Source organism: Bradyrhizobium sp. ISRA442 (assembly GCF_038085055.1).
GTDB lineage: Bacteria > Pseudomonadota > Alphaproteobacteria > Rhizobiales > Xanthobacteraceae > Bradyrhizobium.
The window spans coordinates 71399-90668 of record NZ_JALGCN010000025.1 but is presented as its reverse complement, the minus strand read 5'-3'; the positions used below and the strand labels follow the sequence as shown (position 1 = coordinate 90668).

The 19270-nt window shown below is 58.4% G+C and carries 16 protein-coding genes; 8 read left to right on the top strand and 8 right to left on the bottom strand.

Going from position 1 to position 19270, the window contains the following annotated elements; all coding sequences use genetic code 11:
- Positions 1 to 79: 79 nt before the first annotated feature.
- Positions 80 to 1201: a PAS domain S-box protein gene (locus MTR72_RS34015; protein ID WP_280969103.1), complete on the top strand. Its 1122-nt coding sequence runs from the start codon at positions 80 to 82 to the stop codon at positions 1199 to 1201.
- 297 nt (positions 1202 to 1498) lie between these two features.
- Positions 1499 to 1696 (top strand): hypothetical protein, encoded by a 198-nt coding sequence (locus tag MTR72_RS34010; RefSeq protein WP_280969104.1) that lies wholly within the window; start codon positions 1499 to 1501, stop codon positions 1694 to 1696.
- On the opposite strand, the gene MTR72_RS34005 is transcribed toward MTR72_RS34010, so the two are convergent.
- Positions 1693 to 1968 carry a hypothetical protein gene (locus MTR72_RS34005; RefSeq protein ID WP_280969105.1) on the bottom strand — a complete coding sequence of 92 codons (276 nt, stop codon included), beginning with the start codon at positions 1966 to 1968 and terminating at the stop codon, positions 1693 to 1695. The genes MTR72_RS34010 and MTR72_RS34005 overlap by 4 nt on opposite strands.
- A 212-nt stretch (positions 1969 to 2180) precedes the next feature.
- Between MTR72_RS34005 and MTR72_RS34000 the strand changes: the two genes are divergently transcribed.
- The 6 genes from MTR72_RS34000 (at position 2181) to MTR72_RS33975 (ending at position 7661) form a co-directional block, all read left to right on the top strand.
- On the top strand, positions 2181 to 2594 hold the full coding sequence (locus MTR72_RS34000) for a hypothetical protein (protein ID WP_280969106.1): 414 nt from the start codon (positions 2181 to 2183) through the stop codon (positions 2592 to 2594).
- Between the two features lie 7 nt (positions 2595 to 2601).
- Positions 2602 to 3429 (top strand): hypothetical protein, encoded by an 828-nt coding sequence (locus MTR72_RS33995; protein WP_280969107.1) that lies wholly within the window; start codon positions 2602 to 2604, stop codon positions 3427 to 3429.
- Positions 3430 to 3799: 370 nt separating this feature from the next.
- The gene (locus tag MTR72_RS33990; protein ID WP_280969108.1) at positions 3800 to 4642 is read left to right on the top strand and encodes an electron transfer flavoprotein subunit beta/FixA family protein; all 843 of its coding nucleotides are present in this window, start codon (positions 3800 to 3802) and stop codon (positions 4640 to 4642) included.
- A gap of 848 nt (positions 4643 to 5490) precedes the next feature.
- Positions 5491 to 5775, top strand: coding sequence for a hypothetical protein (locus MTR72_RS33985; protein WP_280969109.1), 285 nt, complete (start codon positions 5491 to 5493; stop codon positions 5773 to 5775).
- Positions 5772 to 6977 (top strand): GFA family protein, encoded by a 1206-nt coding sequence (locus tag MTR72_RS33980; RefSeq protein WP_341511953.1) that lies wholly within the window; start codon positions 5772 to 5774, stop codon positions 6975 to 6977. Before MTR72_RS33985 ends, MTR72_RS33980 begins: the two co-directional genes overlap by 4 nt.
- A 6-nt stretch (positions 6978 to 6983) precedes the next feature.
- Positions 6984 to 7661 (top strand): 2OG-Fe(II) oxygenase, encoded by a 678-nt coding sequence (locus MTR72_RS33975; RefSeq protein ID WP_280969111.1) that lies wholly within the window; start codon positions 6984 to 6986, stop codon positions 7659 to 7661.
- A gap of 808 nt (positions 7662 to 8469) precedes the next feature.
- Here MTR72_RS33975 and MTR72_RS33970 read toward each other — a convergent pair.
- The 7 genes from MTR72_RS33970 to MTR72_RS33940 all read right to left on the bottom strand — a co-directional run bounded on the left by MTR72_RS33970 (position 8470) and on the right by MTR72_RS33940 (position 17436).
- Positions 8470 to 9786: a preATP grasp domain-containing protein gene (locus tag MTR72_RS33970; protein ID WP_341511952.1), complete on the bottom strand. Its 1317-nt coding sequence runs from the start codon at positions 9784 to 9786 to the stop codon at positions 8470 to 8472.
- Positions 9787 to 10298: 512 nt separating this feature from the next.
- On the bottom strand, positions 10299 to 10562 hold the full coding sequence (locus tag MTR72_RS33965) for a hypothetical protein (protein ID WP_341511951.1): 264 nt from the start codon (positions 10560 to 10562) through the stop codon (positions 10299 to 10301).
- 987 nt (positions 10563 to 11549) lie between these two features.
- A complete protein-coding gene (locus MTR72_RS33960) occupies positions 11550 to 12674 on the bottom strand; it encodes a M20 family metallopeptidase (protein WP_280969114.1) in 1125 nt (374 codons plus the stop codon).
- Between the two features lie 545 nt (positions 12675 to 13219).
- Positions 13220 to 13741: a flavin reductase family protein gene (locus MTR72_RS33955; protein ID WP_341511950.1), complete on the bottom strand. Its 522-nt coding sequence runs from the start codon at positions 13739 to 13741 to the stop codon at positions 13220 to 13222.
- A gap of 445 nt (positions 13742 to 14186) precedes the next feature.
- Positions 14187 to 14372, bottom strand: coding sequence for a hypothetical protein (locus MTR72_RS33950; RefSeq protein ID WP_341511949.1), 186 nt, complete (start codon positions 14370 to 14372; stop codon positions 14187 to 14189).
- A 258-nt stretch (positions 14373 to 14630) separates the two neighbouring features.
- Positions 14631 to 15644, bottom strand: a complete 1014-nt coding sequence (gene trpD, locus MTR72_RS33945) for an anthranilate phosphoribosyltransferase (protein WP_341511948.1) — start codon at positions 15642 to 15644, stop codon at positions 14631 to 14633.
- A 1504-nt stretch (positions 15645 to 17148) separates the two neighbouring features.
- Positions 17149 to 17436, bottom strand: coding sequence for a hypothetical protein (locus MTR72_RS33940; protein ID WP_341511947.1), 288 nt, complete (start codon positions 17434 to 17436; stop codon positions 17149 to 17151).
- Positions 17437 to 19270 lie beyond the last annotated feature (1834 nt).

The following is a 19270-nucleotide window of genomic DNA, read 5'->3' as shown; positions in this document are numbered from 1 at the left end:
ACTATCAGGCGCCCACGTGGACGCTGTATTGACCATTCGATAGGCTAGGCAGACCTCTCCTCTTCGTGGAATTCGTCCCATGCCTGTTGAACTGGTTCGCGACACCCTCAGGAGATCATCTCTCATGGTAGACCCGTTGAAGGTTTCTTCCCCGACCAAGTTGCGCCGCAGGCGCGACGCAGAACATTACGTCTCGATTATCGAATCTTGCGAAGACGCGATCATATCAACGGATCTTGAGGGCACGCTCGAAAGCTGGAACCCAGGAGCCGAGAAGCTCTTCGGCTATCGGCCGCACGAGGTCGTCGGCAGGTCGGTGACCTTGCTCATTCCGGCTGATCGGGAAGGCGAAGAGGATGTCATTCTCGATCGAATTCGGCGCGGCGAGCGCGTCGATCACTACGAGACCGTCCGTCAGCGCAAGGATGGTAGTCAGGTCCATGTCGCGCTCACGATTTCTCCGATCCGGGATGCCTCGGGAAGGATTGTGGGCGCTTCAAAGGTCGCTCGCGACATCACCGAGCGACGGCAGGCCCAATTGCAGCAATCTCTGCTGCTACGAGAGATGGATCACCGGATCAAGAACCTGTTCACAATTGCCGGCAGCCTTGTTACGCTCAGCGCGCATAGGGCGTCGACGCCGAGCGACCTCGCTGCTGCCGTCGGGAAGCGATTGGCCGCCTTAGCGCAAGCTCACGCCCTCACACTGTCGAATGATCATGCCGGTGGCGGCCACACGACACTCCATGTTCTTATCAACACAATTTTGTCGCCGTTCGATCGGGAGGACAAGGCTGAGCCATCCCGTTTCAGCGTCACTGGCGTGGACCTCTCTCTGAACAGCTCCGTCCTGACCAGCTTCGCTCTTATTCTGCACGAACTCGCCACGAATTCCGCAAAATACGGTGCGCTGGTGCGGCCGACGGGGCGCGTAGACGTTTCCTGTTACGGACAGAAAGGCCGATTCGTGCTGACCTGGGAGGAGCACGGTGGACCGATCGCCGAGCCGCCGCGTTGCGGGCAGGGATTCGGTAGCTATCTGTTGCAAGCTACGAGCCGTCAGCTCGACGGTCACATTGAACGCGAGTGGCGTCCGGATGGCGTTGCGATTCGTCTCTCCGTGCCTTGTGCGCTCCTTCGCACCAATAAAGAGCAACGCCCATCGCGATCAGATCGAGCCGCGCTCCTCGAAGCCCGATGACGATTGCCATCGTGGGGTGAACTGATCACGCTGATCTTGTTTCACCGAGCGAGCATGCCGAACGACGCGAGAGGCATCAGAAATGCGGACAACCAGGTCGGCAAGCCTGCCGGGCCGAAAAGCAGCATCTTCACTGAATGAGCTCCACTGCTGAATTTTGTGAGGTCTTCCGCAAAGCCAGGAAGTGAACCACTCCACCGACCGGACCAGCGAAGCGATGGGAGTCTGGAGCCAATTGCAGCTTCAGGGAAACAGCCGCCAACCTTCGAGTGAACCAAACCAGAATGAGGGTCGCCCATGCCGATTGAGCGTATGTACTCGCCGAAGTATTGGCGGATGCGAGCCGAGGAGTTTCGGACCAAAGCCGGCAATGCGGAGCATAGTCAAACGAAGGAAAGCCTGCTGAAGGTGGCGCAGAATTATGAAGAGTTGGCAAGACGCGCCGAAAAGATCCACACCGTTCGAGACGAAGTTACGGTGCGTACTCGCGCTTAGTTTGTGCGCTCCAGGCGGTCCGCACGGGGTTTAATTGCCCGCTTCATCCATGTTCCCGGCCACGGCTTGTTCTGTTCTGCCGCCAGAAAAAACAGGAAGTCTCTCAATTGCGCTTCGTCCGGAGCGGTCACGCCGCTCATCGAGTGAAGAATCCCGATGCGGATCGGTTCATCTGCCGACGCCGCGCGAACGCCGAGCGTCAAAAAATGCCAGCAGCAATGCAAGAGATGCACCGAGCATCCCGTGAAGCTCTCATCATTGAATCGCTCCATATCCAGCGTCCATCGAAGCGGCTTTGATTGACCAAAGGTGCATTGCTGGAGCCTAGCCTACCAAGCGCAATCCGCACGCGCCAAGCGAAAGCGTTTTGCTACCGTAGGCTCTACTCGCGTTCGGGCGTGTCAACTAGGAGAGCTCCTAGCTCGCGATCATCTTGTCGTGGCCCACTATTTCCCGCCGGGAGCAGGGGTGGGGAGGGGAAGCCATGGCGAATACGCGTCCGAAGAGGAAGCCGCGAAAGCCGAAGAGCGTAGCGGCGGGCGACGTTTTTGCAGGGACGACGTCCCGCACCATCAGCCGGGATGAAATCTATCACCGCCTTGAGTGGTACTTCGACAAGAGCCACGACCCGCACGGCCCTCACACTATTCCTTCCGCAACGCCGATAAGCGCCCTTCTGCACAACCTCGGCCTGGAAGATCTTTACGTCAATCTCTGTAAAGCTTCACAGATGTATGTGCCTGCGTGGAATAGCCAGCTTTTCCACGGGGTGGCGATTCCTTGGATATCCAAGGCCGGCATTGCCATCGGGATTAAGGACGTGAAAACGATGGGCGATCTGATCAACAGCTTCGTCCTGTCCTACAAGCACGCTGGTTGGCAGGTGACGGAGGGCTAGGGTCAACATGAGAATCGCGGGCGCTCCCATTCTCCTAATCATTGTGGCGATCACCGGCCTCTTTGCGGTCCACCCGACATGGGCTGGCCCCGACAAGCCGACACCGGCAGCACCCGATCCAGTTGAGGACGCGAAGCAAGTCGAAGCATTGCTCGATCAGCGAGATCAGAAGATGCTCGCGCAATTGCGCGCCAACCGTCAGAACGAAATTCTGTACTATAGAGGACGCAAACGGTCGGAAATCTTGAAGGCGCTTGGCCTTTCGTCGCCAGCGGCCCCCGCATCGAGGCCGGCCCCAAAGCCCGCAAACGACGCTGCCGCGCCGGCGCTCCCCATTGGGCCGTGCGCGGCGGGGGTCGACCCGCTCCTCATCCGGCGCAACCGTCTGGATACATTTCAGCTTCGAGGGGAGGCCGGTCCCCTCGCCAGTGCCAAGGGAGCGTCGTTCGGAGTCACTCAGGACGGTATCGGGCATACCACGTCCGCATCAGTGAACGCTCGGGTACAGGCCATACTCTACTATCAAGACCCGCTCACTCCTTGCGTAAACGGCAAGCTTGGCGACCCTTACACGCCGATCGATTTCAGCAAGCCTCAGTTCGGTTGGGTCATCGCGCCGTTCGTTGATGCTCAAGGCACCGAAACCTTTCCGCTTAAGAAATCCGATACCAGCAATCTTCAGGCGGGCGTCGACTTCCAGGCTTCGATCTACGGCGGGCCACTTTTCGATCATCAGTACCTGATCGCGACGCCATACTACCAAACTGATTTCTGCTGTCGAAAGGCGGGCTCACCTGGTTCGATGAGAGAGGACTTGCGCGCCATGACATACTGAGCGTCACCTGGCGGGCCATGCAATCGCGAACCGTCGGTTGCTCAACATCTAACAAGCGTGATGCCTATCCGTCGATCAAGCTTGGACTAATGAGCGGCAATGCTCATTGAACGTCAACCGGTCCGCCCCCCGCTGGTGATTAGCGGCGGTAATCTGTCGCAAGCTGTCCTGGCCTCGGTCACCTGACGTGCCCTGCGGAATAGCGCTGTCGCAGTCCCGACTATGTTAGCATTCGTACGTCGGGAAGCGGGCTAGAGGGGCACATTACCCGGTCTATGCCTCTGTGATGGCAAGCCGATTCCAAAATGGCGGGCGATGGTACAACACTTGCTGTGCTCTTCGCAGCTGTCGCAGCTTTTGGAGCAACACCGTGCACAATGTCGTCTGCATCAAACAGGTTCCGGACTCGGCGCAGATCCGCGTGCACCCGGTGACCAATACAATCATGCGTCAGGGAGTGCCGACCATCATCAACCCATATGACCTCTTCGCGCTCGAGGCCGCGCTGGAGCTGCGCGATCGGTTCGGCGGCGAAATTACCGTGCTTACAATGGGACCGCCATCGGCGGAAGATTCTTTGCGAAAGGCGCTGACTTATGGCGCCGATCGCGCCGTCCTACTCACCGATCGCTGCTTTGCGGGCTCCGACACCCTGGCCACAACGTATGCACTTGCAACAGCCATCCGAAAAATTGGTAAGGAATATGGCCCGACAAACCTCATTTTCACGGGAAAGCAGACGATCGACGGCGATACGGCGCAGGTTGGGCCCGGCATCGCAAAGCGGCTGGGCGTACTGCAGCTAACCTACGTTGCGAAAGTCAGATCCTTAGATCTCGCTGCCCATACAATTGAAGCGGAACGACGCTCCGAAGGTGGTGTCCAGGTGCTGCACACGAAGCTGCCCTGTCTCATCACCATGCTGGAGGCAACGAATCAGATTCGGCGCGGCGCGATGGCGGATGCCTTGCGTGCCGCGCGTGCCCAAATCGTGAAATGGAGCGCAAACGATGCCGGTATCGAAGACGTCTCCAAATGCGGCCTCAAGGGATCGCCGACCGTCGTCAAGCGAGTGTTCGCGCCCTCTGCGCGGGCTGAGAAGGCGGCGCTGGTCGAGGCCGCCGAGCAACCGGCGCAGGCGTTGATAGACGCTATTTTCAAGCATCAACCGAAGCTCGAAGCCGATCTTGCTGCACTTGTCCGTGACGCTTGATCTGGACAGACCTGATCGAAAACGGTCCAAGGATGTACCAACACCATGAGGCACCCGCGTCCAGTGAGCGCGCAAGATGTAGCTAGGCATCTCAGTCCGCGAACTGCGCATTCTGGTCCATGGCGTTCTTCGATTGCTCGCGATCAGCGGGGACTACATGTTCCGTAGACCGCGTTATGGCCTCGATCGATGCCCGGAGTTGGCCGCGATTGTCAGGCGCATCGACAAAGGGCTGCGCATGCGTCCAGATCCCACTATATGGTCGTGTTCGACGGCCTGAGGCGGCTGCTTCGCGTAGTTGTCACGAGCGAAGACGGATTACGTCAGCGACCGGGACCACCATGCTAACGCCCGAACGCCCAAAGCGCTGTCGCGCTGTTAAGCGCGCGAAGCCCACCTATGTGGCACCTTTGGACCACCCTCGCGATTCAACAGCCCTATACCCGTTGTGAGTGGCGGCTGGCTCTTCGCCGTCTGGTTTCTGACGGCCGTGCAAGCGCTGTCAGGTTCAATACAATTGCAATGAGGAGTCGGTCGCGAGCGTTTTGTCAATGTATTCAGAATCTGTGGTGTGAGTGCACGAGTTGGCACGGTGATTGCTGTAGACGTGCAAGAAGACAGCGTGGTGGCGCGTCGCGGACGCGAAACCTAGCGGCGGTCTCTTTGAGAAGTTGGTGCCGGCCAGCAGCCCGTATTTCGCGCAGCTTGCGGCCGAAGGCCCCGAGAGCCAGGTAGATGCGGATAGTCCTTGCAATGCTGTACGAAGCTCATAGCGGTCCATCAACTGGCAGGAGCAGCAACCGCGAGGGCCTGTGCGGCGTAATATCTCACCATGACTCTGCAAGCGAATGCTGGCCGTGCCGGGAATTCGCGGCATCGAAACTTTTCGTGGACCGGAATCCGTCTGGATCGCCGCCGCTCAGTTGATCTACGCGTTCCCTTCGATGCGCGTGAGCAGGACTGAGCATGCCGCTGTCTGCTACCGCGAAGGCGGCCACCAAGAATGTCGCCTGGATGGTGAACGCGAACACAAGCTCATCGAAACCAACGAACTCGCGGTAGCCAACAGTTGGCCCGGATACGAAGTTGCTCCGTCAAGAACCGTTCTCTCCTCATCGCCAGGGGTCAAATGACAGCTCAAGCGTCTCGATTTACACCCGATCAGCCTCCGCAGATATGCTGCGAGTATTTGACTGAGCAAGCGCGAGCCCTGTTCGGCCCGCACCCGTTCGCTGCGGAGATGTCCGAGGACCAGGTCGCTAGCCTGCTGCCTGAATATCTGGCGATGTCACAGGCGTTCCCGTACCTGCAGGCGGGGTCGCAAAGGGATCTCATATTCGATGCAATGAATCACAATCGAGATCTTGCGAGGGACATTGAACTGACCAGCGTGGTCGCAAACTTCATCTGTTGGGATGAGACAGGTGGTTATGGCCAAATTCTCCAGGGCGGCAAGGCGGCGCTACCCGATATTCTGGTGACTGAGAACTTCCACTCCAACCTGTTTAGAAGGGATGCGTCGAAGCTACTCGGCAGAGCAATACGGCCCAACTACAGCGCCACGACGAAGCGGTACCTGCATTCTCTCTATGCCGGATTGTCATCGAAAGATCCCTTAGTGCGTTGCGCCTACATGGTCGCTTTTGAGCTACATGCTGCGGACATGATCCAGTCGCTATGGACCACTCTGGTCAAAACCTTTAAGGCGCGGCCTGACGATCTTGAGTACTTCCGCAGCCATGTCGGCGGAGAAGATCCCGCGGAGAAGTATCACGGAGAAATGACAAGCCGGCTGATTGGCGAACTTGTCCCGGCTGACCGTAATCATCGCTTTTTGGATGAATTCGATCGAGCCTATCGGCTCAGCTTACAGTGGTGCCGCGATCTGCTCCGAATTGTCTCACTTGAGGGAGATGATCACTCGGAGATCGAACACCATGGCCGTTGTCACTGTGGTTCTGTCAAGTTCTACGTCCGAGCGCCGCGAGAGCTCTCTGCAGTTCGATGCAATTGCTCAATCTGCCAAATGTCTGGATTTCTGCACTTGCTCGTACCTGGCGATAAGCTCGGAATTGAGTGTGGCGAAGAATTCCTCACGGCGTATCAGTTCAACAAGAACATCGCTCGGCACACGTTTTGCCGGGTTTGTGGCGTAAAGCCATTCTATAGGCCGCGGTCGAACCCCTCCGGATTCAGCGTAAATATTCGATGCCTGGATAACAGAACCATCGAACGCATAAGAATAAGCGAGTTCGATGGCGAGCATTGGGACCAAGCATTCCGCTCGATGCACCAGGACCTTCAGTCCTGCGTCGAAGATAAAACCCTGGAGTGAACTCGAATGGCGCGCGCAATGAATCATAAATCCCGTTTGCTTTCAGAAGAAGCTTTGACAAAATACCGCATAGAGCTGTTGGTGAAGGGGACGGTCGTGATCGGCCCCCAGATATTGTTCACCCAAGATGACTTGGCCAAGATCGATCAGCTGCAGGGTGAGATTCCCGAAGAAGAAGTGAGGGAGGGAGATGCCGGCGACTCGCACAATGTTTTTGTCAGACGCGTGAGGGTAGACCCGCCCGGCCACGCTCCTAGCGACGCCAGTGGTGCAGCTCCAGGGCAGATCATGGAACTACTTGAAAGGAAAGACCGCAGCTTCGCGCTAAAAAAGATTTTGGGAGCCACGTCAGATTACGTGATTCGCCGATGCCAGATGCATCGGATGCCTCCTGGTTCCTTTGTTGGCATTCATCTGGATGCTGCGAGCGACCCGGATTTCGAGTACGCGGTGATTGTGCAGCTGGCGAGGGACTTCGAGGGGGGTGAGTTCGTAGTATATCCAAGTGTGTACGAACACCAGGTATTCCGACCGCCATTTGGCGCCGTGCTTGTCACCACATGTAAGCTCCGGCATGAGGTGAAGCCTGTGCTGTCCGGCGAGCGCCGATCGCTGGTCTACTTCTGTTCAAAACGCAGCGGCGCGAACCGCCGGATCGTCGAAAGCTCTACCGCTGGGCTATGAGGTGGGATGGCTGAATTCGCTTTCGAATGAATTTGGTAAGGGGTGAGCTCTCAGGAGAGAGCGGTAGCGTGGCCATCTTGTGCTCAGACGATCCCTCGCAAAGGCTGCCACAACGCCGGTCGGACGTTACGGCTAGCCTTGATGCCTGTAAAAGCGACCACGCGTAATCGAAGCTCGGGTTGCTCAGAGTAGTTGCGGCCAGTCATCGTCGCTGCGTCGAAGCGGTTAGGCGTGTCGGCGCGCGCGATGGTGGACTCGCGCTGCGCGCAGGAAGCCCTGTGTTGTCGTCGGGTTCTCGACAGCTACCAGACCTAGAAAACAGCCGAATGCTCGGGGCGATTTGGGACGGCATGTGCGCGCACTGGGGCTTTGCAGGATCCATCAGAAGAGAAGACTCTGTGCCCACCGCGCCGGTTGCCTATCACTATGACTCCGCCGGGTCTCGCACAGTACCGTTGCAGAAGAGCTCGCAGCACGTCTGGGCGTCCGCCTGCAACCAGCCCGCATGGCCCGGCAACAGAACGGCCATGATTGCGGACTCTATGTGGTAGGCGCGACGCGAGCGCTGATTGGACGATTGGCGCAGGGCGAGCGGCCAGACAATGAGCCGCTGCACCTCGAGCACCTCATCGCCGATCGGCCAGCACTTCAAGAGCGACTTAAGGGTGGTCGCGATTGGGGCTGACAGAGCTCGAGCGAGACGAAGCAGACATTCACGTCGCGTAGGGTCCCGGTTTCAGCGCAGATCGAAAGCAGGGGCAAGTTCGGATCGATTGAGCGGTTGAAGACATGGTCGCTGGTGTCTCAATCAAACCATTCGCAGGAGCCGGTGCTGCAGATCGCGGGCCGCGGGCCTATCGCGCGCAATCACAAGGCACTCCACCGTGCCAGCCTCTTCGTCGGCGGCAAGCGGGATCACGCCCTCCTTGCGTGTGCGGTCGAACAGAAATCCTTCCTTGACGAAACGATCATGCGCTGTTTGGAGGGATCGTGATCGAACATTTCTAGCGGATAAAATAACGTTGCAACCGGAATAGTCGAAGCCAAGCAGCCGGACTGCAATGCTGTGTAACACCGAGCCGCCACCCCAGCGGCCGTTCGCTTCATTAAACAGCAACCGTCCGTCATCCGTGAAAATGGCGTCAATGTTGATCATTCCGCGATATCCCAGGTTTCGCGCAAGCGCCACAAATCGGTAGGCATGCGCCTGAGCAGTCAACCATTGCTCGTTCCCCAGGTCGCTTGGAAGCTCAAGTCCTGTCCAGATCAGAGCTCTTTCGAATCGATCCGTGCTTTTACGCAGACGTATGTTTCCACTGTTCATGAAAACGATTGAACCATCATCCTTGATTTCATACTCGAGATAGAACAAAGACTGGGCCAGGTGGTACGACTCCACGACCAGCGTCTTACACGATGCCGTTGTCATCTCAGACCAAAGCGCGTCAGGATCAAACGACGGCCATGGAATTCGCCGGGTATCTCTTGCCCCAGGTAGTGGATCGCTTTCATTGCCGGTCAGGATGACATTTCCGACTCCACCGGCTCCATTGTCCAGCTTTACAATGACGCTGCCGGTCTCGGTTCTGAGGGAAGTGACCGCTCTGAATAGTTCGTTTGAGTCCGTCGTGACGGATCCATTGGGCAGCGGAAGTGCGACGCTTGTCGCCAATTGACGGAAGTGGCTCTTGCGGTTCAACAGATCAGGCCCTCGCTGCAGAGCGAAGTCGTCGCCGGTCTGCGGTATGCCCAGCATGGCCGCCAGGCGTGCGACGCCTTCGGTAGAGTAGCAGGGATACAATCGCCAGGTTGATTTCTGACGAATATGTCTGTTGATTCGCTCAACAATAGTCTTGGACAGAAGTGTGCAATCATCAAGGACCGGCGATTGGCGGCCGCCTTCAGGTACAAGCAGACAAAGACTCGATGCGTCGAAATCGAGGGTCGCGCCAATGAAGGATAGCAGATCCGCCGGGATGACTACCGGGGAGACTATCAGGTCACCCTCATGAGCAAACCACGCTGAACGGTATGCCGAGTTGGCGGCCAGCGAAAGTTGAGCTGGTGTCAGATCGGCGCCCGACATTTGAGCCGTACCGGCATTCATGATCAGGATCCGCGGCATCCGCGACCTCCGGGCATTTGGGCGCGATCAGACAGGGATCGTGATGCCAACAATGGTGAACTTGCTGCGCCGTGGTGAGGCACTGAGCGAAGCTTGATTTGGCGCCGTCCTGCTCCGAGAGAGGATAGGTCGGTTCTTTCGCATCGAGCATTGCAGCCCCAGATAATTCGGCCTGCTAAAGCTGAGGATCTCGATCCGGTTTCCCCTCTGGACGCCGAGCTGACTCTTGAAGGCGCGAGCGATCCGCCAGTCTGTCGGTTGAGGCTGACGTAGCTGAGAGTCTGCACTTCGAAATGGATCGCAGTGTTGTCGGGAGCATAGGGAGCGTTTCGCTCGATCAGTCTGCAGAGATCCAACGCGTTATTCATGCGCGTCAGGCTCGCACAGTACGTTTGCCGCGATGCGCTTCCGCCGCAACCCGGAATTTGGCGAGGCCCCGAACACATGCTTCGGTTGGCCCTTGTACAGGCGATGATCACACGGCCTTGGCCGGACCCGGTTCTTGGTGGATGTCATGGGTTGCGAACAATGGATATTGCTTGAGGGATCTCGGCCGATTGATCACTCATTCTGTTCTGCTGGGCGGCGGTCGTGTGCATCTGTCCGTAGTGATAGACACACCACGAAGACAGTTTCTTGCCGCGTCTTTGATATACGGGCTCGCCGCACATATAGGCCTCTCTGGCATCTCCATCTTTGAAGCCGATGATGCAACGGCATTGGCCTTCAATATGGTCGATCAACAAGACTTTCTTGATGCCGTCGGGCTCTTTCAACTTGCTGCTCCATAATGCCAAGCAATATCTTCCGATGCCGCGCTGGTCACGCGGAGCGACAATTGCAGCTCAGGCTCTTTGAAAACCTGCGCAGGCCCGCCGTCTGTCGCACCTTTGCGCGATGGAAATGCCTTGCCACCACGGGAAAGCAGTTTGAACAGAGCGGAAAGCCGGTTCGGCGAACTGATTTTGGCGCGGTGTCGCGCCAGTGGAGGGGCCTGGTTCAGATTCGGGAAGCAGCGTCCCCCCGTAGGGGGTTCGGATGGAGGTCTACGTCGGTCAATTCTGACCTCATCGGCTCTCTGGTGCCCCGGCCCAGAACAGCCACATAGTCTCGGTTCCGGAATGGCGAACCATTCAAAGCTACGTGCGAGCCATAGCGCCGCAATCGGGACTCGCTGCAGAGCCCTTCCGACCGATCCGCCACCGGGGATGAGGATCATGACCGACCATCGGGACGGGGATCTGACCAGCTGAGACATTCGCAATCCTTCACAATCCCGGCGGCAGACCGAGATAGGTGCCCACCTCAAGATCGTACAACTTAACGTTACGTCCGATTCAAGCCCTTTTAGGCAGCCGTGTGAACGTGGCCAAGCTCTCAAATCGGGCCGCCGGCCGGTCTGGTGTCGCACGCATTCAGCGCTGCGATTTGCGTCAAGAAAGTTCGTCTCCCTTTGAGATCAGGGTCGCTGCCGATGAGCCCATTGTCGGAAACGCTCGCCCTTTTGCGACCAATTGCTCGCTACCTTTGCAGCCGATTGCCCGCCTGACCTCCGCTGCGCCGTCATTGATTAGCTCAGTCACTTCTATCCGACGCTGACCCTGCAATGCCAAATGCGGCATCCGACCGATAGTTTTCGATGAGGTCGGCCTGATGGGGGCGCAGCCTGTAGCCCTTGGGGGAGGGCGAGGAACGATCCTGCGAAGTGCCGGCGGCCGTCATCCAACGCACGTCGCGGTCGCTGACTTCGCCTGGTGCCGGGATTATCGCAGCGTCTGATAGAGGCGGTACAGCAGCCGCGCGCGAGGTTCAATCGACGAGATGTAGAGTTGCTCATAATGCGTATGCGCGCCCTTGCCGTCGACGCCAAGGCCGTCAAGGGTCGCGGTATGCGGCGCGGTGAAATTGCTATCGGAGCCGCCGCCGCTGAACGCGTCGAGCAGCTCGAAGCCAAGCTCGGCGGCCAGCTCTTTGGCGTGTGCGTAAAGCGCAGCACCGGCGCTGGTCTTCTCATATGGCGGACGGTTCAATTCGCCTGATACCTTCACGCTGACGCCCTCGGTGCGCGAGCTGATGCCGAGAATCTTCGGCACCAGCTCGTCGGCATGGGCCATGGTCGGGACGCGCATGTCGACTTGCGCATAGGCCAGTTCCGCGACGACGTTGGGCCTGGTGCCGCCGCGGACGACGCCGACATTGACGGTGATACCGCGCGTGAGATCGTTCATCGCTTCCAGCGTCTGGATCACATGGCCGAGTTCCCGGATTGCGCTGCGGCCGTCCTCGGGGCCCGTGCCGGCATGCGCGGGCGCGCCCTTGATGAATACGTCGAAGCGCGCAACGCCCTTGCGCCCCGTGATGACCTTGCCGCCGTCGCGCGCCGGCTCGGTCACCAGCACGTATTTGGCCTTGCGGCCCTCGGCCTCGATCAGCGCGCGCGAGGTTGGGCTGCCGATCTCTTCGTCCGAGACGTAGAGGTGGGTAATGCCGAGCGGCGGGCGTGCGTCATCGGCGCAGATTTGCCGGAATGCGTGATAGGCGAGGTAGGCACCGCCCTTCATGTCGTAGATGCCGGGGCCGAACGCATTGTTGCCGTCGATCTTGAATGGTAGCCGTTCGATAGATCCCATCGGATGAACGGTGTCGAGATGGCTTAACACCAGAATGCCCGGTACGCCCTGCCCCCAAGAAGAGCGGGTGACCAAATGATCGCCGCAGCCGTCACGCCCCGCAACGCGCTCGACGCTGGCCGGCAGGTCGCGATAGCCTGCGGCGACGACATCAGCCAGTTTGTTGATCTGATCCGGCCGCTCCGTCGGAGATTCGATCAGGACCCAGCGGCGAATGCCCTTGAGAATCGGGGCGATTTCGAACGCGTTGCTGGACATAGTTGTCTGACGCCTTTGAATTCGATTGTCATCGCTTCTGCAAGATGATGACATCACCATCTACTCACATCAGAATCGAGCCCGAAGATCTAGAGAGGCGCCATCCGTTGTGACCCCGGGGCGTGCCTCTGGACCAGATCCTGCTGCGGCAACGATGCTACGCGCCTGTCGATCACAACTGAGCTACCAAAGCTGGTAGTTTTCGACGAGATTATGCAGCCGAGGCCGTACTGGAGTTGGACGTTCTGGTGAGCTGTAATTGTTCTGATCAGGACCTTCCTGCGATTTCGGCAAAAAACGCATTGTCCTGACCAGGTAACCCGCACGCGTCTCGACGCGGGAGGTCGCAGGCCGGCGCCAGCATAGCAGGACAGGCGAAGCGCCGAAATCGCCGGAGCTGATGAGGCCTTTCAATACGAGCTCTAATCTGTGAAACCAGTCGCAGCCCGGGCGATTGTTCGATGACCGTCGCTGGAAGCGACCAGCGATTGAGGCCATCCACCGTTCTGCTCTCCCGACGGCATCTGCGCAAAAACCGCACTCAGTCAAGCAGTAAGGTTCGAAGCGCGCCCCGGAAGTTGATCAACGGATTTCCATGGCTTTCTCGGGTCGCGATAATTCGTCCGATCAAGATGGTATGTGTGCCAAAGCACCTTGTGGTCATACAAAACGCATTCGAGCGCGCAAAATGCGTCCGGCAATAGCGGTACATTGAGGACGCCCTGATTCCAGGGCGCGGTATCGAAGCGGTGAACGCCTTTCGCCCCCTCCCGACCGCCAAAACGCAGGGCAAGGTCCTCCTGGTCACTGCGGAGAACACTGACTCCAAAGCTGCCGTTGGCAAGGATCTCATTATGTGCCTCGGAGCGGGCATTGATGCCAACGAACAGGCACGGCGGCTCCAAGCAGATTGACGTCACAGAACTCACCGTCAGTCCACGTCGTCCGGCTGCCGTCCCGGTCGTCACGATGGCGACACCGCTCGCCAGGCTGCGCATGGCATGGCGGAACTCTGCCGGTTGGATAGACGGCATATCCCGAATCGCAGGAGAGAACCGGTGGCTCATGATCTGCCTCTGGAGTTGAACCCCACTTCTAGTGTCTCCACACCCAGAGACGACTTTGATCCCTATTGGGCCTGTAATGGGGTACCCGGTGTGGGAATTGCGTGCCTGGTAGGCTCAGATGAGACCGGGTATGACTTCGATGTCCTCTGGATCAGCTACAGTCAGGACCGGACGGACGTGCAATGTCTCGGCGCGTTGCGCCGGATCGGCGATCGCAGCGGCAGAATTGAGAACTGCCGCCGCCACGTGTTTCAACAGGGCCCTCATCAAACAGCAGACCGCGCTGATCAGCCCGGCGACGCGCCAGTGCACATGGAGCCGTCGTCGCGATCCGACCAGCTGGGCTGGAACCTCGCTGGGCCTCCGTGCGGACGGGATGATGCCGATTGCGGTACCGCCCGCGCGCCTGCCAGAGTCTCTCCGCATGTAGACGGCATCGGCGCACCTAATGCGATCTTAGGAGAACACGCTTTTTTGCCTCGAGAAGATGCTCATCGAGCGTCTCGTGCAGCGCACCCCGCAGCTCCGGCGGGATCGATCTATCTGTATCGATCAATTCCCGAAACTTTCGAATGACGTGTTCTATCGTTGCAATGGTCCCGAGTGTTTCAATCTTCTGCCAGGACATCATCGATTGTCTCCTTTGGCGCGCAGCGCACGTTTGGTCGCGGGTCCTCACCTCGACAACCCGGGCTGCAACAGCCTCTAGCCGACCAAAAGTGGACTCTCGGGCCGCGTGCTCAGCGCGAATTGCTTTCGTCAGGGCGAGCGCAGGCGGCGCACGCTCCTTGAAATTCCGCAGAAGTGACGCGCATTCGTGGCTGCAGTATTTTCGCGCTCGTGAGCAGCAGACTTGGTCGCAATACCGGAACATCGGCTAGCTCGGCTGTCAGGCGTTCGAAACCGCGATCAGACGCTTCAGTCGAGCGGCTGCGGCGCCGCGATCAAGTGATTCTTGTCCAAGTGCTACGCCTTCCTGCAGTGTCGAGGCCCGCCCGGCCACGACCAACGCCGCCGCCGCGTTCAAAAGCGCGGCGTCGCGAAATCGACCCGGTACGCCATGAAGCACATTTTGCAGCGCGACGACATTAGCCTCCGCATCGCTGCTCTCCAGCGCGTCGTTGCGGCAGCGGGGGAGCCCGGCTTCTTCCGGCGTCACTTCGAAGGTGCGGACTATTCCCGCCTCAAGCGCAGCAACAAACGTTGGGCCGGTGAGGGTTATTTCCTCGAGCCCGTCCGAGCCATGAACAACCCATACCGACTCGGCACCGAGGTTCTTCAAGACGTACGCCAGAGGCTGCACCCATTCGGGAGAGAATACCGCAACGATCTGCCGCTTGAGCCCGGCCGGGTTGCACAGAGCCTCGATAAGATTAAAGATCGTATGGGTTCCAACTGCGCTCCGGATCTGCCCGATGCGCTGCATCGCCGGATAATGGGCGGACGCAAACATGAAGCCGATGCCGGCTTCCTGCACGCAACGTGCGATGGCCTCAGGCTTGAGATCGACCTTCACACCAAGGCGCGTCAACACGTCTGCGGCGCTTGAACCCGAAGACGCAGCGCGGTTGGCATGCTTGGCCACAGGAATGCCAGCTCCGGCGACGATGAAGGAAGCACACGTCGACACGTTGACCGAATACGTAAGGGTCTCGCTCGTGCCAGCGAAACCGACGGGGTCGCATGCGACCTCGACCCGCGGCATTCTATTCCGCATCGCCGAGGCGGCGCCTGTGACTTCTGCGACCGTCTCGCCCCGGACCCGCATTCCCATCAACAAGGCACCGATTTGCGAGGGAGTTGCGTAACCCGACATCATGCTGTCGAAGGCTGACGCAGTTTCCTCACGCGTCAGAGTGGCGCCCGTGGCAACTTTGCCGATGATCGATCTAAGCACTTCCATCGAACTTTACGCGTTCCTTGTCCAAACCTCGAGCTCTTCCGTTCAGCGAGACATCGTTGAAGAGACGACCCGGCACCGATTGCCTTGATGCACCGGCCCCGCCCCACGCGGCATGGCCTCATTGGCGCTTGAGGCGGCAGTCGGTTCATTGTGGGCACACTTGGCGAGGCTACAACCTGACGCTACGTGAGGGTCAAGCTCTCCATTTCTGGCCGCCACATCTTCACTTCGAGTTGCTGCTTTTGTGGCCCGTGTCTCGCGCGGAGATCACGTAGCGACATTGCTGACTGAGGCTCGCTTGCTTGGATCTGAGGCAGGCAGTGATAGCGGTGCGATCTGGTATGTGGCCGCTACAAAGGCGGAACACGTCCTCCATGCAAGCCTCTTTCTCTTCTGCGGTCGGCGTTTGATCGCGCGCGTTGACCGGCCCGGGGATTACAGCTGTCATTGCGACGACAAGAGCGATGGCGCAGTGGTAGAGTTTGAGGCGCGAAATCAACTGAGTTCGTTGATTTTGAGTCATGATATCCCTTCAAGTCCGTGTGGCTGCGTTACTGTTCTTCCTGCGCGAAGCGCAACATGACCTGTAAACCGGGAAACAGACCGGAACTGATTAAGCCCGCATGCTCGTTCTTCCGCTTTTCCGGTCCGTACGTGCTGGTCATCTGTCCGGAACGACAGAAACGACACCTGCCGTAGTGGCGGAGCACCACGAAGAGTGGAAGCACTGGCGGCTGAGCTGGCCCAGCAAGTGATCATTCTGGAGCTTCCGGTGATTCGGTGCATGCCTCGATGTCGCGAGGCACTGCTTGGGCGTGACATGTGCTTAGGTACCCTGGCTCAGCCTACCCGCCAGCCGACTAATGACGCCGTAGCCGGCGCGGCGCCGGGTTGAAGGGGCCGGGCTAGCTATCGCGAGGCACGGAGAGCAGGCAAAAGCGCAGGTGCGCTCAAGCCACTGTTGATGATGCATTCGATCGTTCAGAGCGAACCATGATGGCGCGCGCCGAGACTAGTTTGGTGTAATCGCGCCCGTGTCCAGCGTTATGTGAAGACGTTGGGTGGGGTATCTGGGATGGAGCCTCCGTCTGGCGTTCCGCTGAGGCTACGGTGATGGAAGCGCCTGCCGTGCAGAGCTCGAAACGCGCGATTTCGTCCAGCCGCGACAGGAATAGCTCCGACGCAGCGCGGACAAGGATGCACCTGGAGGATCTTAGCGTCCTGATCGAGTCGCGCCAGGTGAGTTTAGATGTTTGAAACATTCGCAATTCTCATGACGTGTCCGGAACGGTCTGGATTGTCGGACGTGGTTCCCGCTTGTCGAGGATCGTACAATCTAACGCTACGTGCGGTTCAAGCCCCTTCGTGCGTCTGATCGTCTGAGGATGTCGGGGCTGTGCATTCTTCGTACGAGCCTCGGCTGCAACGCGCACTGTGGTGTTTCAGAATAGCGGCGGTGCATGGCGACAGTCCGCCTCGGCAAGCTAGGCAACGAGCGTCGCTGTTACGTGATTATACGGAGCGCCGGTGTCGCATTTCTTTGATCTGCGAATTGCATGCTCTCGGCATGAATCCGAAAAGTAAACTCTACCAGCCCGACCACTGGCGAGGCCGTGCGGAAGCAACGCGAAAGAAAGCGGAAGCGCTCGCTGACGGAAAAGCCAAAGACAGGCTGCTCAAAATTGCCGTGGAATACGACAAGCTGGCTCGGCGTGCCCACGTGTGGCAGATGCACAAAGACGAGGACGATACGTGGCACGAGGAAGAGCTGTAAAGCGTCGCTGCGGATCATCAAAAGGCTCCAGCCGGTTGATCGCTATCCGACCCAATGGCCACGCAAATGTCGCTCAGCAAGCAATTCAGTGCCTGGAAGGGACGCTGAGGGGCACCGTAGGGCGGGGCATCCTGACGGTCCTGTGCCGCGCTCCAGATCGCGACATATATGGCGGAGCAGTCCGCCTGCCCAACGCTCCTTCAGGTCTACTTGTTTAGTCAGCTTCTCGAAAGCTAATTCTCATATCACGAAAATGCGCAACCCTAGACCTCAATTTGCAGTCAATGCGTCGCGCTTAGCGCGGAGGCCCGGATGCCCATCCGCGCGGGGACGTGTTGAGCTGTTACAGGTCAATGTTTGGCACTTCGTCGCGGCTGCAATGGCATATCAGCTTCGCCAACCTCGAGATATCTGCGTCATGCCTCAATATTTCCTTTGCGTTCGTCGGAGGGGCGGATTTCCTGGTAGCCGCGCGAAGTGTGCGCTGGAACCAAGTCTGTGAACGAGGACTCCACGTCCGATTGATGGTGCGCGTACGGTGCGGCCGCGGCATGCGAGAGGCGTCGGAAAGCCCCTCGCGCGTTTGCCATCCGCAAGATTATTTCAGAAGAGCTGCGATGATCCAGTAGATACCGGCCCAAAGCAGCGCATTTATGAGGAGCGCGGCCAGCGGCCAAAGGTTCCACCTCCTTTGCGCCTTCCGGGAGCGGCAATCAGCGCCGTAATGCTTGATCGTTGGGCGCTTTGGTGCGCGCCAATGCGTCATTTCGGTCCACGGAAAAATGCCGGGCTTTGCATGCCTCGTACCACTCATAAGTTCGCAGTCCTCTTTCACAAGGAGAGTATTAGAATCGTTGTCTGTTGCGCGGCGAGCCTCCGGCCGATGGTATGCTCGTGTATCGTCGGTACAGTTAAGGTCGCTTTCCGTCACCGCAGCAATCTACATGCCACGACGCAGAAGTATCGGCACCGCTTTGATGCAAACAAAAGCGCGTCTGTCGGGCGATGGCGACACAGCGTCGCTGCCAGAGGTCGGATTCGCGACGTCCATGTCTGAAAGACGACACCCGCATTAGCAACAGAAGGCTGAGCGTATCGCGAGCGCCATACCGTGAGCAATGCGTTCGGACTTGCATCGTAGTGTCGCGTGAAGATCGGCCGACGATCGCCCTGAATGAGATCGGCTAATCATTGTTTCTGACCGTTAGCTTACGAGGAGAGGCCGAGATGGCAGGCGATCCGCTGGATGTCATCGGTTCGATGACAGTTCATGCCAAGCGTCCACGGCTCTGGGTGCAGGCCGGCTCGACGCACCCCCGTACATTTCAATCGTGTTCACATAGATGGGCGCATTGCCACTGTTCAGTCTCGACGAGAAAGCCGTTAATGATCAGGTACGATCTCACCAAGCAGTAATATCGTCGGTTCAGCTGGAGCATCACTGGCTTTGCGAGTCATCATGGAATGTAGATGTCAAAGCCCACTATAGAGAGAATGCCATGATGACGACCAATTCATTGAAGAGGAGGTGCCGCCAGTTTCTTGTGCTCAAGCGCCGTGAGATGAATGCGCACTAACGCTTGCTTGAAGCGCGGGAGAGCGATGGCAGACATAAGTGTTGCTGATGCGCGCTCTATTCGGCGATCTGCGACCAATACTGGCTGGCATCGATGAGTAAATGCTTCGCATGAGAGGGGCTCGATGACAGAGTTGTATTATGAGCGGGAAGGTGCGGTCGGCGGACTGATTCGCCATCGCCCAGATCGTGCTACCGCTCGTACCCACGCAATCAGTGGCCCCTGAGAGGGATCGGCCCACGATGCGATCGTTAGAAGACTATAGCAGGAGAACG

Bases quoted from the DNA above. Each gene is read 5' to 3' on its own strand.
- MTR72_RS34015 (WP_280969103.1), top strand. From the start codon at position 80: ATGCCTGTTGAACTGGTTCGCGACACCCTCAGGAGATCATCTCTCATG.
- MTR72_RS34010 (WP_280969104.1), top strand. From the start codon at position 1,499: ATGCCGATTGAGCGTATGTACTCGCCGAAGTATTGGCGGATGCGAGCC.
- MTR72_RS34005 (WP_280969105.1), bottom strand. From the start codon at position 1,968: ATGGAGCGATTCAATGATGAGAGCTTCACGGGATGCTCGGTGCATCTC.
- MTR72_RS34000 (WP_280969106.1), top strand. From the start codon at position 2,181: ATGGCGAATACGCGTCCGAAGAGGAAGCCGCGAAAGCCGAAGAGCGTA.
- MTR72_RS33995 (WP_280969107.1), top strand. From the start codon at position 2,602: ATGAGAATCGCGGGCGCTCCCATTCTCCTAATCATTGTGGCGATCACC.
- MTR72_RS33985 (WP_280969109.1), top strand. From the start codon at position 5,491: ATGCTGGCCGTGCCGGGAATTCGCGGCATCGAAACTTTTCGTGGACCG.
- MTR72_RS33980 (WP_341511953.1), top strand. From the start codon at position 5,772: ATGACAGCTCAAGCGTCTCGATTTACACCCGATCAGCCTCCGCAGATA.
- MTR72_RS33975 (WP_280969111.1), top strand. From the start codon at position 6,984: ATGGCGCGCGCAATGAATCATAAATCCCGTTTGCTTTCAGAAGAAGCT.
- MTR72_RS33970 (WP_341511952.1), bottom strand. From the start codon at position 9,786: ATGCCGCGGATCCTGATCATGAATGCCGGTACGGCTCAAATGTCGGGC.
- MTR72_RS33960 (WP_280969114.1), bottom strand. From the start codon at position 12,674: ATGTCCAGCAACGCGTTCGAAATCGCCCCGATTCTCAAGGGCATTCGC.
- MTR72_RS33955 (WP_341511950.1), bottom strand. From the start codon at position 13,741: ATGAGCCACCGGTTCTCTCCTGCGATTCGGGATATGCCGTCTATCCAA.
- MTR72_RS33950 (WP_341511949.1), bottom strand. From the start codon at position 14,372: ATGATGTCCTGGCAGAAGATTGAAACACTCGGGACCATTGCAACGATA.
- trpD (WP_341511948.1), bottom strand. From the start codon at position 15,644: ATGGAAGTGCTTAGATCGATCATCGGCAAAGTTGCCACGGGCGCCACT.
- MTR72_RS33940 (WP_341511947.1), bottom strand. From the start codon at position 17,436: ATGATCCGCAGCGACGCTTTACAGCTCTTCCTCGTGCCACGTATCGTC.